Annotated in this window: 12 protein-coding genes; 2 read left to right on the top strand and 10 right to left on the bottom strand. The window is 32.5% G+C overall.

The window, feature by feature from the left end; genetic code table 11:
• The first annotated feature begins 54 nt into the window (after positions 1 to 54).
• Together QYS47_RS06130 and QYS47_RS06125 are read left to right on the top strand one after the other, a co-directional pair.
• The gene (locus QYS47_RS06130) at positions 55 to 1,014 is read left to right on the top strand and encodes an L-threonylcarbamoyladenylate synthase (protein WP_322348059.1); all 960 of its coding nucleotides are present in this window, start codon (positions 55 to 57) and stop codon (positions 1,012 to 1,014) included.
• A gap of 24 nt (positions 1,015 to 1,038) precedes the next feature.
• On the top strand, positions 1,039 to 2,226 hold the full coding sequence (locus QYS47_RS06125) for a phosphoglycerate kinase (RefSeq protein ID WP_322348058.1): 1,188 nt from the start codon (positions 1,039 to 1,041) through the stop codon (positions 2,224 to 2,226).
• A gap of 86 nt (positions 2,227 to 2,312) precedes the next feature.
• Here QYS47_RS06125 and QYS47_RS06120 read toward each other — a convergent pair whose 3' ends face one another.
• The 10 genes from QYS47_RS06120 to QYS47_RS06075 form a co-directional block, all read right to left on the bottom strand.
• Positions 2,313 to 5,405 (bottom strand): efflux RND transporter permease subunit, encoded by a 3,093-nt coding sequence (locus QYS47_RS06120; RefSeq protein ID WP_322348057.1) that lies wholly within the window; start codon positions 5,403 to 5,405, stop codon positions 2,313 to 2,315.
• Positions 5,406 to 5,517: 112 nt separating this feature from the next.
• A complete protein-coding gene (locus QYS47_RS06115; RefSeq protein WP_322348056.1) occupies positions 5,518 to 6,669 on the bottom strand; it encodes a DUF4221 family protein in 1,152 nt (383 codons plus the stop codon).
• Positions 6,670 to 6,879: 210 nt separating this feature from the next.
• Positions 6,880 to 7,311 (bottom strand): hypothetical protein, encoded by a 432-nt coding sequence (locus QYS47_RS06110; protein WP_322348055.1) that lies wholly within the window; start codon positions 7,309 to 7,311, stop codon positions 6,880 to 6,882.
• The gene (locus QYS47_RS06105) at positions 7,308 to 8,225 is read right to left on the bottom strand and encodes a hypothetical protein (RefSeq protein ID WP_322348054.1); all 918 of its coding nucleotides are present in this window, start codon (positions 8,223 to 8,225) and stop codon (positions 7,308 to 7,310) included. Before QYS47_RS06105 ends, QYS47_RS06110 begins: the two co-directional genes overlap by 4 nt.
• Before the next feature lie 19 nt (positions 8,226 to 8,244).
• Positions 8,245 to 9,426 carry a DUF4221 family protein gene (locus QYS47_RS06100; protein ID WP_322348053.1) on the bottom strand — a complete coding sequence of 394 codons (1,182 nt, stop codon included), beginning with the start codon at positions 9,424 to 9,426 and terminating at the stop codon, positions 8,245 to 8,247.
• 23 nt (positions 9,427 to 9,449) lie between these two features.
• Positions 9,450 to 9,644: a hypothetical protein gene (locus QYS47_RS06095; RefSeq protein WP_302127263.1), complete on the bottom strand. Its 195-nt coding sequence runs from the start codon at positions 9,642 to 9,644 to the stop codon at positions 9,450 to 9,452.
• Between the two features lie 732 nt (positions 9,645 to 10,376).
• Positions 10,377 to 10,790: a hypothetical protein gene (locus tag QYS47_RS06090; RefSeq protein ID WP_322348052.1), complete on the bottom strand. Its 414-nt coding sequence runs from the start codon at positions 10,788 to 10,790 to the stop codon at positions 10,377 to 10,379.
• A gap of 71 nt (positions 10,791 to 10,861) precedes the next feature.
• Positions 10,862 to 11,035: a hypothetical protein gene (locus tag QYS47_RS06085; RefSeq protein WP_302127265.1), complete on the bottom strand. Its 174-nt coding sequence runs from the start codon at positions 11,033 to 11,035 to the stop codon at positions 10,862 to 10,864.
• A 103-nt stretch (positions 11,036 to 11,138) separates the two neighbouring features.
• Complete coding sequence (locus QYS47_RS06080) at positions 11,139 to 12,272, bottom strand: DUF4221 family protein (RefSeq protein ID WP_322348051.1); 1,134 nt, start codon at positions 12,270 to 12,272, stop codon at positions 11,139 to 11,141.
• Between the two features lie 58 nt (positions 12,273 to 12,330).
• The gene (locus tag QYS47_RS06075; protein ID WP_322348050.1) at positions 12,331 to 12,522 is read right to left on the bottom strand and encodes a hypothetical protein; all 192 of its coding nucleotides are present in this window, start codon (positions 12,520 to 12,522) and stop codon (positions 12,331 to 12,333) included.
• Between the last annotated feature and the right edge of the window lie 211 nt (positions 12,523 to 12,733).

Here is a 12,733-nt window from a genome sequence, read left to right as displayed (position 1 = left end):
CTCAATTTATAAATCTGTGACATCAATAAAAAATTAACTTAAATTCGCACATTAATGATGGCAGAAATAAATAGTGACATAATTAAAGCGAAAGAATACCTTGATCAGGATCGGTTGATTGGTTTGCCCACAGAAACGGTATATGGATTAGCTGGAAATGGGTTGAAAGCTGAAGTGGTGAGTCAAATTTTCGAAGTAAAAAACAGACCTCATTTCGATCCTTTAATTCTACATTCTTATAGTATTGATGCTATCAGAGAATATGTCACTGAAATCCCAAATAATGCTATTAAACTAGCGGATGCTTTTTGGCCTGGGCCTCTAACCTTATTATTAGATAGAAATAATAAAATTCCAGACCTTACTTGTTCTGGATTAAAAAGAGCCGCTTTCAGAATCCCTAACCACCCGAAAGCATTAGCATTACTTAAAACATTAGACTACCCGCTTGCTGCACCCAGTGCAAATCCTTTTGGATACATAAGCCCAACAAGTGCTCAACATGTAGAAAAACAATTAGGTGATAAAATACCTTATATTTTAGAGGGTGCTATTAGTGAAGTTGGAATTGAATCAACCATAGTTGGATTTGAGGATAATGAAACTATCATTTATCGCTTAGGTGGATTAGATATTCAAGAAATTGAAAAAGTGATTGGTAAAGTTAAAGTACTCCCTCATTCCAGTTCAGAGCCTGATGCACCAGGAATGTTAAAAAGCCATTACGCTCCTACAAAAAACATATTATTAGGGAATATCCCAGAGCTTATAACGGCAAATAAAAATAAAAAAATCGGTATCCTTTCTTATTCTAAGCTGTATGATAAAAATGTAAAAGTCTCGTTACAACTTACCAAATCAGATAATATGCACGAGGCTGCAAAAAACTTATTTTCACATCTACGTACATTAGATGAAAGCGAAATAGATATAATAATTACAGAAGAAGTTCCTTCTATTGGTTTAGGAAAAGCAATAAATGACAGACTGCGAAGAGCAGCAGTAAAAGACTGAATTATAACTATTAAACAAAACTCCATGAAAACTGTAAAAGATTTTTCATTTCATAACAAAACGGCATTAGTAAGAGTAGATTTAAATGTTCCACTTAATGCAGATTTTAAAGTTACGGATGATACGAGAATAAAAGCGACTGTACCTACAATCAAAAAAATATTGGATGATAACGGAAAAGCAGTCCTTATGTCTCACCTTGGAAGACCTAAAAACGGTCCCGAAAACAAATTTTCATTAAAACATATTGTTGCAGATTTAGAAAAGGCTTATGGTGCAAAGGTACATTTTAGTGAAGATACCATAGGTGAAAAAGCTGAACAGGCGGTTGAAAAACTTCAAAACGGTGAAGTTTTATTATTAGAAAATGTTCGTTTTCACAAAGGAGAGACAAAAGGTGATGAAGAGTTTGCAAAAGCTTTATCTAAATTAGGAAATGTATATGTAAATGATGCTTTTGGTACAGCTCACAGAGCGCATGCCTCTACTACAGTAGTAGCGCAATTCTTTGAAGATAAAATGGCTGGTTTTGTAATGGCAGCTGAAATTGAAAATGCTGATAAAGTACTAGAAAAAGCAGAGAAGCCATATACTGCCATTATGGGAGGTGCTAAAATATCTGATAAAATTCAAATTATAGAAAAGCTATTACCTAAAGTTGACAACTTAATTATTGGGGGAGGAATGTCTTATACATTCTTTAAAGCAATGGGTGGTAAAATCGGAAACTCGTTAGTAGAAAAAGATAAATTAGATTTAGCAAACGAACTTATTCAAAAAGCTAAAGAGCAAGGAGTTGAATTAAAATTACCAATAGATTCTATTGTAGCTGACAATTTTGCTAATGATGCTAACACTAAAATTGCCCAAAACCACGCAATAGAAGATGGCTGGATGGGATTAGATATTGGACCCGAAGCCACTGCTATATTTCAAAAAACTGTAGAAGAATCGAAAACTATATTATGGAATGGACCAATGGGAGTTTTCGAAATGGAAAACTTTGCAAAAGGTACAAAAGCAATAGCTGAGTCCGTAGTGAAAGCAACCGAAAATGGGGCCTTCTCATTAATTGGTGGCGGTGATTCTGCAGCAGCAGTAAATACTTTAGGATATGGAGACAAAGTAAGTTATGTATCTACAGGTGGCGGTGCATTATTAGAATACATGGAAGGCAAAGAACTTCCGGGTGTGGCTGCTTTAAAATCATAAAACATATAAAATCCGCTAGCTTAGGTTAGCGGATTTACAAACCAAATTGCTTAGCTTTTTTTAATATTGTTTTATTGAATCAACTTTTACTTCTTATTGATTGCTAGCAACGGAAAAAAGAAGAATACTCCGATCATAGAAAATATCAGTCCACCAATCGTCCCCACTGCTAAAGAGAACCAAAAGACTTCATTTTGCCCGTTCATTACAAATGGAACCAATCCAAAGCAGGTAGAGAAAATGGTTAATAATATCGGAGCTGCTTTCGTACTTACAGATTTTAGAAAACCTCTGCTGTTTTGTACCTTTCTATTCTTAAAATCATAAAGAATATAGATGCCTGCATTCACCGTTAAACCGCCCAACATCACAAAGGCAGCATATCCTCCCTGGTCGAAGTAAAACTCAAACCAACCGAAAGTCAGAAAAAGCCCGATAAATGAAAGTGGTATGAGAAGTAAGATGTAAAAAGGCAATTTGAAGCTTTCGAACAAAATGCTGCAGATAAAGAAAATAGCCACTATTAGTAGCAACAACAAGGAATATTGCTTTTTAGCGGCATCTGATCCCCAACTAAATGACTGCTCTTCAGCACTATAACCAAGTGGCTTAATTTGATCGTAGGATGCTAAAACTTCATCTAAATACTTACTTCCAAAACGAGAAGAGCCGTAATATTCAAAGCTCAACACCCTAATGTAACTCCGGTTTTCTTTGTAGATGGCATTTACTGTGCTCTCCAATTGCAACTTACTTAAATTACTGCTTGGAATTCTCTTCCCATCGTAATCGAGATTATATTGTTCCAACGCAAATTTATCGAAATTATTAGCCTGGCTAGATACTAAAACCACAGGATACTGCTCACCATTGATCGGTAGATATGTAGAGGCTGCATTAGCTGGAGCATGCATTCTTATGGCATTCGTAAATTCCGACAAGCTAATATTGTGAAAAGCTAATTCCTGCAAGTCTGGACGAATGATATACTCTTTACTTTTCTGATCTCGCCAACTCATCCGTTCATTGGTATTCACCTCTTGTATCCTAGGATGTTTAAGAAGCATGGCAGCAAGCTTATCAGCTTGATTCTCCAATTCAAAATAATTATATCCTTTTAAATTAACCCTAAAAGAAGGAATTCGGTCACTGGAACCGGTGGAGAAGCCCTGCCCCACCCCATACACACTCCATTGCACTCCGCTCCAATTGGTACTTCTTGATGACAGTCGTGCTTTCAGCTGATAGGGAAATGCAGATTTCTCATAATCTTCTTTGAAAATGATCTCAATTCGACCATACTGGCCAGAATAGATTTGAGTAGTGAAAATATCAATTCCTTCCTGCTTGAGCAGAAATTCTTCGAAATCCTTCATGATCGTATTCATCTGCTCGATAGTATTACCATAAGGCAATCTCCCTGTCAGATAAAGACGGGTTTTCTCGTTCTGCCTGTAGCTTGATCGCTCATAGGCATTCCGGACAAAAAGTCGTAAACTTCCCCCTAACCATTTATCAGATATTGGACGAATATCATCCTGATAAATATCTGATCCGATGATCTTATTGTACCATTCATGATCTTCCCATTTAGCCGGAAGCATGAAAATCGGAAGACCGAAAGCCAGTAATAAAACTACAAAAAAGCTTTTGCGATAGCGGGCCGACCAATGAATTGCGCTCGAATATCTCTGGAACCAACGAACCTTCCTCCTTAATTGCCTTAAGCTATTTCCTTTGAAATTTCGATTAAATGAATTGAATAAAAGTGCATAAAGCGCAGGAGTAAAAAATAAAGCGACCAAAAGAGAGACTCCAAGAAGTAAGGCGACCACTTTTGAGAAATCTACAAGATTCATTTTTTGTTCTTCCGGTAATAAAAAAACCAATAAAAGTGCTGCAATTGTGGTCAGTGAAGCCGCCAATAAGGCAAGGAACAGATGCCTGTTCTTGTATTTATGAATGTGATCGATCATCACAATGGCGTTATCTACTATTAAACCAAAGGAAATGGTCAAGCCGGCTAAAGAGTAGAGATGAATTTCAATATCCAAGGCCCAAACGCCTATGATCGATAAAGAAACATTAACAAATATACCAGCAAAAAGCACTAGCAGATAGCGCCAATTTCTGTTAATTAAAAAGATAAAAAAGATGAGTATACCTATCGATAAAATGGAGCGCTCGTATAACTTGTCGAGCTCTTTCTCCAGGTATTCAGTATCGTCATACACCAAACGCAAGGCAATACCTTCCGGCAGCTTACTTTCGATGCTTTTTAGCCTGGATTTCACTTCTCTTGCAAGATTTATACGGTTCACCCCTTTTCTGGCCTCAACCGTTAGCGTCACAAAGTTCTCACCATTAATTCGGTAATGACTGTTTGGCTGTTGCTCTTCAAGATTAATATCCGCTAATTCCTTTAAGCGATAGCCATGGCCGCTTTTCTGATTAGTTACCTTAAGCGAACCTATCTCTTTTATATCGCTGAACCTCTGATCAAGTATCAATACATACTTTTCATTTCCGGCACTTTGGGCTAAGCCCGGATACTTCAATTGACCACTTTGTTGAATTACATTTCTCAAATCGGCCGTACTTAGGCCGTAGGCTTCTATTTTTGCAGGATGAAATTTGATACTGAGCTGCAAACTATTGGCTCCGTAGACCGGAAGGGATTCAATTCCCGGAATATTTTGCAGAGGCTTAATGATGGACTCTTGAGTAATTTCTTTGATCCGATATGAGGCGAACGGCCCTCGTACCGTGTAACGTAAAATCGTACTATTCTCTGTTTCTTCATCGCCCCCACTGCTACGCAAAATCGGATAGCTTACTTTTTCATCTAATTGAGGATACAGCTGACGAATTAAGGTGGCTACTTCAAAACGTTTATAGGCTAAATCGGCATTTTTGGAGAAGCGAAGCGTGATATTACCGCTTCCATAGCGTGATTGTGAATTGAGCTCATCGAGATCTCTCAATTGCGACAATATGTTTTCTAATGGTGCAGTAGCTAATTTTTCTACCTGCGTAGGATCTGCATTACGAACACTGAACTGGATACTTATTTCAGGGGTCTGATAAGTAGGGTTAAGGTTGACTGACAGCTTTGGGATCAAGGCTAAACCCATTAAACTGACGACTAAAAACGCAATTATAATTCGAAATGGGGTCATGGGGTAAAGATAGGAATTATTGTCTGATCAAGAAGTTGAAAACTACCTATTTAGTCTGTTCAAATATTTCTTTTTTCTAAAGCCAGCAGAAATAATTCCTTTCGATTATTTATTACATTTTTACTTCTACTAAATCAAAAATCATTTTATCCTCTTTCATTTCTGGATTTAGAGGATGGCTTGTTGAGATATACAGTCCTTTTTTTCCTACAAAAACGTTATTAGGTACTAATCTAGATTCATCAAAAAGTATTTCCTCTAGGATGTTTAAGTCTCCATCTAAAATCATCAGTGAAAAAGAGTCAGGGGCATCCCTAAATCTTTGTAAGTCTTCTATATTTTCAAACTTCTGCTGTGGATAAGCAAACCTATAATAAAGATCTCGGTACTTATCATAAAGGAGACTTTCATAGTGATCACTTGCAAATAAGTATTCATATGTTTCTTCCCTGGCCCCATTCACGGGAAATAATGGTAATTTATCAGCTAAATATTTACTCTTCGCTACAGTAGACTGAAGTTTATTTTCATCTTCCTTTGAAGTATAAAATAGCCTATGATCTCCAAAAAAAGAGAAAACTATTTGGTCCTCATGACCTGCCATGCTGTACTCGTAAAACTTAAGCCCTTCATTCAAGTAATCCTCAGGATATTTTTGAACTAATAATTCTGTTTCTCCACTCTTAATATCTACTGAATAAGAGATTGATTTTTTTTCTAATTCAGCATTAGTCATAGATCGATAGTTACCCTGAATGTGTGTTTTTACTATCAATTTGTTATCAATAAGTATTGGTGTACTCAAGAAATAAGAATTATGGACAAAAGCATTTGAATACACATCAGGTGCGGTATATTCAATCTTATCTTTAATATTATAAGCAGTATCAATAATAGAAAAATCAGAAGTTCTCTGACTGAATAGAAATATACTATCTAAAGAATGAACATGAAATCCAAAAATTCTTCCTACGGATTTCTCTCCCTCCGTTTCAAAAAAAATCTCTTTTATTAATTTACTATCCTCCAAATTATATATCTGCAAACTATTTAGTCCCCAGTTAATATTAAATAATATCTCATGGCCTTCATTATTAAAGGCTTGCAGTCCTCTGCTTATGTTTGAAGTACTATCATTAACTTTTAATTCCAGAAAGCTTCGTGCAACTTTAATCTTGGGCTCCTTAGAAGAATCAATTTTATCACTACAGGAATAAATGAAGAATGTTATTATTAAGAGAAAGAATATTTTTTTTATTTCCATTGGTTTAATCAAATCATATGTAAGGAGTGGAATTTACCACCCCTTACATTATCAGTAAATAATTAATTTACTATTATTTTATGATCTCAAGGCTCTTTAGGTAAGTTAACACAATCATCAAACCCTTGTCTGTCACATTATAGAGTTGCATATGTAGGTCTTGGATAACACATAATAATACAATTTTCTGCCTTGGTTTAAAGAGATAAATTAATTTTTTAGATTTTTCAAAATTCCGATCTGACTAACATCTATATTTTCAGCATATTTTAACTCTCCCTCTTCATTAAACTTAACTAATAAAGGATCATTTGTGTAGATATTATATTTAAAAAAGCTTCGTTCTTTAATTTCTTTTATGGACCAATTATTAAGATTGTAATCTTGTCTATTAAAAAAGCCTCTATTCTCCATATCTCCTATAAAAACCAGATTTAAAAAGTCTAATTCATTTTCTAAGAGGAAAAGATTATTTATCTCCAAACAGCCACTGCATGATTGGGTGTTAATGAAATAATAGAATTGCCCTTTTCTATTTTCAGCCTGTATTTTAAGTTCTTCGTCAAAGAATAACTCAACATTACTTCTTTCAGAGCAAGAAAATAAAGGCAAAAAAAGAATTATTATTTTCAAGTACTTCATATCTTATGTAAATCATTTATAGGTACTAAATAGAAGCCTAAAGATCCTTTAAAATCATCCATTAGCAACATTTTCCCATTATGGAATCCACCTCGAACCTTTTTCACGTCAATTTCTAGTTCATTTAATTTGTAGTGGTCGAAAGTAAATGGATCAACATCATAAATAGTTAATCTAGATTTTTGGTTACCTAATGCATTATATTTAACCATGTAATAGGAATCATCAGCTCTGTTATAAAATATTTCTATTCCTTCTTCAGGTGTAGTAAGATTTTGTAAATCAATCTTTTTAAGATTAAAAGAAATTAAATCCAATAAGATAAAAGCTTTTCCTTCCTTCAAGGAAAACCCGAGATAATTAGATTTGGTTAAATAATAGTTATGAGGATAGGATACCGCTTTGTAACTAAAATCGTTTTTATCAATTTCAGATATTTCAAATTCCTCTTCGGCTATTTTTTTGAATTGATTTGAGTATTTTGCAATTTTGTACTTAATAGTTTTTCTTTTCGAATTAATATTTAAGGTTAAAAAACCATCATCAAGAAAAATGAATTGGTCATAATCAATATCTTGCTTCCTTAAATCTGCCTTACTCATTTGATTTATTACCTTAAATTGGTTTTCATTAATATCAATTTTTAAGAATTCACTTAAAGTACTGATAGAAAAAAGACTATCATTTATAACTGAAATATTTTGAATAAAACTTGAAAAACCGTAATTGCTAAGATTAAGCGTATCTAAATGTCTAGTTTTATCTCCTATCAACAACAGAGAATTCCCATTTGAAAACATTTTAGTATTATTATTGAGAAACGTCAAATTTCCCATTTGGGCATCAGATGGACTGTAAAAAATATAATTTTCCTCTATTTGTTGAGCGTCAGCTATATTTACTGAACAAGTCACAATAAAAAAAACGGATATTTTACAAAGTAATTTCGATAAGGTCAAATTCATAAAGCTCTTCATTATTGGTTGGTGAATAAATATTTTCTTTGCTAACAAGCAACCCAGATTTGGTTGGCAATATTTGGAGAAAATTATAGTTTTTTTTCGGCATTAAAACCTCTCCTAGTACTACGAAGTTTTCATTAAAAACAATGATTGACCATTCTGCCTCCATTCTATGACTATTTTCTTTCTCTAGATTATCATTACTGTGCTTAGCAATGCGATAATATAAACGTTTAAATGGATCAAAAACTAAATTAACGTAACCTTCGTCCTTATGAAAGGCATTTAATTCTTGTTCTGTCGTATAATCTGCCTCAGAATCTATTGAAAATAGTGTGTATCTTTCATCAAAATAATTACTACTTATTCTGTAGAAATCATTTTTTTCACTTGAAAAAACTTTGTCAGAGTTATAAAAATTAACTAGAAAATTATGTTTGTCATCAAACGCTAAGTTATTGAAGGGGTTGTTTGGCGTTTCATCAGCTTTATATATTTCTGGCCAAGCGCCCGTGAAAGAAATGAACGAACTATTTTCCAAAGAATAGGTTCCTACCAAAGGCGAAGAGTAAAAGGTTTTTCTATCTTTGAAATCAATAAATTCTGATTGTGGAGTGATATTAAAAATCAAACAATTTTTTGATTGATCAAAATTAAATGGGAGATGAAACATACCGTTTTGAGTTAAAGAAAAAGGATAAAAAATTCCATTACTTCCCACAACTTGTTCAAAAACCTTATCAGGAAAAACTAAGTTTTGAAGTCTCCACTCTTTCGATACATGAGAACTAGTATCAATCAATTGAACAGTAAGTGCGTCCAACGAAAACAAAAATATTGAATCTACTGAATGATAAAAAAATGAGCTCACTGGGTATACTTTGTCAGAACCGTCATCTTGCAGCAAGATGGACTTTTCAAATCTTTCGTCACAAATTGATATAATGTCTAGTTTTCGAAAATTTCTATCTAATGCGACTATTGTACAGCTATCCAAAAACTGAAGTTGACTATGTATGTATTGATTTCTTGAACTTAGGTCAATTTCATATTTTTTAAGAATTCGATAATCAAGACTTTCGTTTTGATGTTCCAATTCATTGCAAGAACAAACCCAAAGGGCTACTAAAAATAAGAAATTTTTGTTTTTCATAATACATTAAAATTATTTTTTTTCTAAAAAATTTTACATCTGAAGCAATCAGGTCCTGAACCGTAACAAATACCTAAGGTCTGATTACCTTTTTCTGACCCATTATCACAAAATGGAGGCTTGAAAGTGTTTTGAGACTTTGCTTCATACATGATTCCGAAACAAAGGCCACCTGCCAAAATAGCTGATGATAAAGCGAAAATTAATTTCTTTTTCATTACAATAAATTTTAAGGTTAAAAAAAATTAACATCAACCTCAACATATACTATTTCATGAAAAAACTTTCCTTGAACTTCCAAAGGCCTAATAAGGTGAGTACAAGTCAAATTTCTTCACTCTGCAGGTTTTGGTCAAAACAGCATTTGCTAGCGGGTACTGTTTTGAATCAGTCACTACATTTTATAGTTTAACTGAGTTGATGTCGTAAATCAAAAAAAAAATGTAAATGCAAAATTTATTACATTGGTTTTAGTCACAAACTAAAAACTTATTTGAATAATTATACTACTCTAAAAATAGTAGTAATTACCAAGTTTAAATTCATATAACCTCCACTGTAAATATAGATTAAAGCAGATCGACAGTTTGGGAATAAGCGCCAAACCCATTTAACTGATCACCAAAAATGTGATAATAATTCGAAATGGGGACATGCGGTAAAGATAGGAATTATTGAGGGATTGGGCAGCGGGAAACTAGGGTTTTAGGTTTAATCAAAGTTTCTTATTACTAATTTCATTAAACATCTTAATACATATCTTAAAAGCTTTTGACTTTTGCTTTTCATATAATGAAGGCTCCAATAGAATATTTTTTAATAAGGTTAAATCGATGATAAGGTAACTGTATTCTTTGTTAATCGAATTTAAACTTAAATGAAAACAAGACTAAACAGATATTAAATATTGTTTAGTCTTGCGTTATATGTATTAATCTAATCCAATAAATCTATTCAATTAAATAATTTTTTAGACTTTTAAGCTCACTATCCAAATTGTCTGGTGAAAGGGTAATTTTATTATTAATATAACCAGATTCCACCTCAATTAAAACAGGATAACTATCTACTTCACTACCTAAAACATTTAATGAATCAATAATAAATTTTTTCAAAAATTTTTCATCGTATTCTCTCTCGATTTGCCGTTTATTTTTCAACTGTGTCCAAACCACATAGAAGTGATTTTTATTTATAATATTAGCATAATTGCCTTCAACAAAGGCATATGTTTTTTGAACACAACCATCACAACCATAAAGTAAAGGGACAATTAAATATTTACCGTCATTTTTAAAAATTTTTGATTCTAATGTGATATTATTCTTTTCTGAAGTTTTGGAACTACATGAAAATAATGACATTAAACATATTAAGTATATTATGTATTTAAACATGACATTAAACGTAAAAATAATAAAATAAACAGCCCCTACTATTCACAATGACATATAAATCCCCTTGCTTTTTCAGTACATCCAGTTTGCAAATCCCAATAATAACAAGTTTCTGCTCTTATTGAATCAGCTGTAAATGCTTCGAAAGCATAAATAGCCGATATTAGCACTACAACTGATATTGCAATTAAAGTTTTAAATTTTGTTTTCATAGTTATTTAATTTAATTGTTTGAAAATTATTTATTAAAAAAATACTAATTCATTCATTCTTGTTTAAAGAAAAAATATCTTTAAAAGAAGAAATAAACAAATTTTAAATTTCTATTTCATAAACATGAATAATGAATTTATCCTCTACAGTGTCATCATTGGACTTATTGTGATACGGCATATATAATAAGCCATCATGGTAAAATAGGCTTGCTGAGCTAAATTTTTTCGCTTCAAAACTTTCATATCCAACATAATTGTAATCTGAATCAAATACTTGAATAAATAGATCTTTATCCCACCAATTTCGATCAACTTCTAGTTTTTCATCTGTCATACCATCATGAACGACCCTAACTGTGTTACCTGTTATTTCATCAGAATACAGTTCAAGGAATTGCGACCTCTTCATAAAATATTCTAATTGCTCATTAAATGTGGCTTCTTCCGATATTGGAGACTTATCACCCTCTCTTAAATCCGGTATATTTGTAGGTACCTTTCGGATTAATTTTAACTCATCAAATACATATAAATTTGGGTCATAATTGAAACTGTATAAAAAATGTCCCTTCTTATTGATAGTTCTGCTAAAATTCCAACTACTAACACCAAAACTATTCCCTTGTCGCATAAAATCTGGGTAATTACTCAGTATAGTTTGAAAATTATTCCTGTTAAAATCGTATTTTATTGTCAGGTGCTTATCATAATACCCGTCCCAATTAATGGAAATAGGTTCCATAATAAAATAGCCACCTGATCTCTGAAGTTTTGCAAATTCCTTCACTTCAGGCCTTTTAATACTATCAGGCAACACAATTTTACTTTTTTTAAGAATTTCACCTTTACTATTGAGGTGGAAAAACTCTGAATTAGTATTAAGTGCAAAAAATGAATCAGGTGACTCAGGAAGTATAGGTAGATCTAATTTACCTACTCCATTGGGGCCTTCTCTAAGAATTTTTAAATTAAAATTTTTAGTTGAATCATTCAAACTATAAAAAAAGCATTCGTAAAAATTATCAAAATCTTCAACAGAATAAATAAAAATACCATTTTCATAAATAAAAAAATCTACATTTTTAGTGTTGATCACTGAATCATTTATAGAGATTTTTTTTATTTCCTTTAAAGTAAAGTTTAATTTGATAGGTTTATTTTCAACATCCTTTTTTTCTTTTGTACAAGAATATAAACAGAATATAATTGCAAGGTACAGGAAAGACTTATTCATTATAATTAATTTTTTAGAATTTAAGTATAAGAACAGGGGTGCTATCCCCTGTTTCTATTTAATTACAACCAGTACAATTTAGTTTTGCCGCAGGTCTTGTACAGTCTTCTTGCAAGTCCCAAGCACATTTTTCACCTTCTGGTGCAATAATGCTTTGTTGAGTAAAAGCATCGTAAGAATAAAATCCTAAAGCTAATATACCAGCTACTGCCGGTATTAAAACTTTCTTTTTTAAGCTTGACATTTTCATAAAATAAATTTTTTAAGATTAAAAATAATTAAAGATCAACCCTAACAACTAAATCATGAAAAACAACTTACTCGTACTACCTAAGGCCTATTAAGGTGGGACAAGTCAAATTTCTTCACTCTGCAGGTTTTGGTCAAAACAGCGTTTGCTAGCGGGTACTGTTTTGAATCAGTCACTACATTTTATAGTTTAACTGAGTTGATACCTTAAA

Source organism: Marivirga arenosa (assembly GCF_030503875.2).
In the GTDB taxonomy this organism is placed as follows: Bacteria; Bacteroidota; Bacteroidia; order Cytophagales; family Cyclobacteriaceae; genus Marivirga; species Marivirga arenosa.
The sequence above is the reverse complement of the archived record's forward strand: the minus strand, read 5'-3'. Positions and strand labels throughout refer to the sequence as shown.

What these genes read in the sequence shown, in the direction of transcription:
- QYS47_RS06130 (WP_322348059.1), top strand. Translation starts at nt 55, where the DNA reads ATGATGGCAGAAATAAATAGTGACATAATTAAAGCGAAAGAATACCTT.
- QYS47_RS06125 (WP_322348058.1), top strand. Translation starts at nt 1,039, where the DNA reads ATGAAAACTGTAAAAGATTTTTCATTTCATAACAAAACGGCATTAGTA.
- QYS47_RS06120 (WP_322348057.1), bottom strand. Translation starts at nt 5,405, where the DNA reads ATGACCCCATTTCGAATTATAATTGCGTTTTTAGTCGTCAGTTTAATG.
- QYS47_RS06115 (WP_322348056.1), bottom strand. Translation starts at nt 6,669, where the DNA reads ATGGAAATAAAAAAAATATTCTTTCTCTTAATAATAACATTCTTCATT.
- QYS47_RS06110 (WP_322348055.1), bottom strand. Translation starts at nt 7,311, where the DNA reads ATGAAGTACTTGAAAATAATAATTCTTTTTTTGCCTTTATTTTCTTGC.
- QYS47_RS06100 (WP_322348053.1), bottom strand. Translation starts at nt 9,426, where the DNA reads ATGAAAAACAAAAATTTCTTATTTTTAGTAGCCCTTTGGGTTTGTTCT.
- QYS47_RS06095 (WP_302127263.1), bottom strand. Translation starts at nt 9,644, where the DNA reads ATGAAAAAGAAATTAATTTTCGCTTTATCATCAGCTATTTTGGCAGGT.
- QYS47_RS06090 (WP_322348052.1), bottom strand. Translation starts at nt 10,790, where the DNA reads ATGTCATTATTTTCATGTAGTTCCAAAACTTCAGAAAAGAATAATATC.
- QYS47_RS06085 (WP_302127265.1), bottom strand. Translation starts at nt 11,035, where the DNA reads ATGAAAACAAAATTTAAAACTTTAATTGCAATATCAGTTGTAGTGCTA.
- QYS47_RS06080 (WP_322348051.1), bottom strand. Translation starts at nt 12,272, where the DNA reads ATGAATAAGTCTTTCCTGTACCTTGCAATTATATTCTGTTTATATTCT.
- QYS47_RS06075 (WP_322348050.1), bottom strand. Translation starts at nt 12,522, where the DNA reads ATGAAAATGTCAAGCTTAAAAAAGAAAGTTTTAATACCGGCAGTAGCT.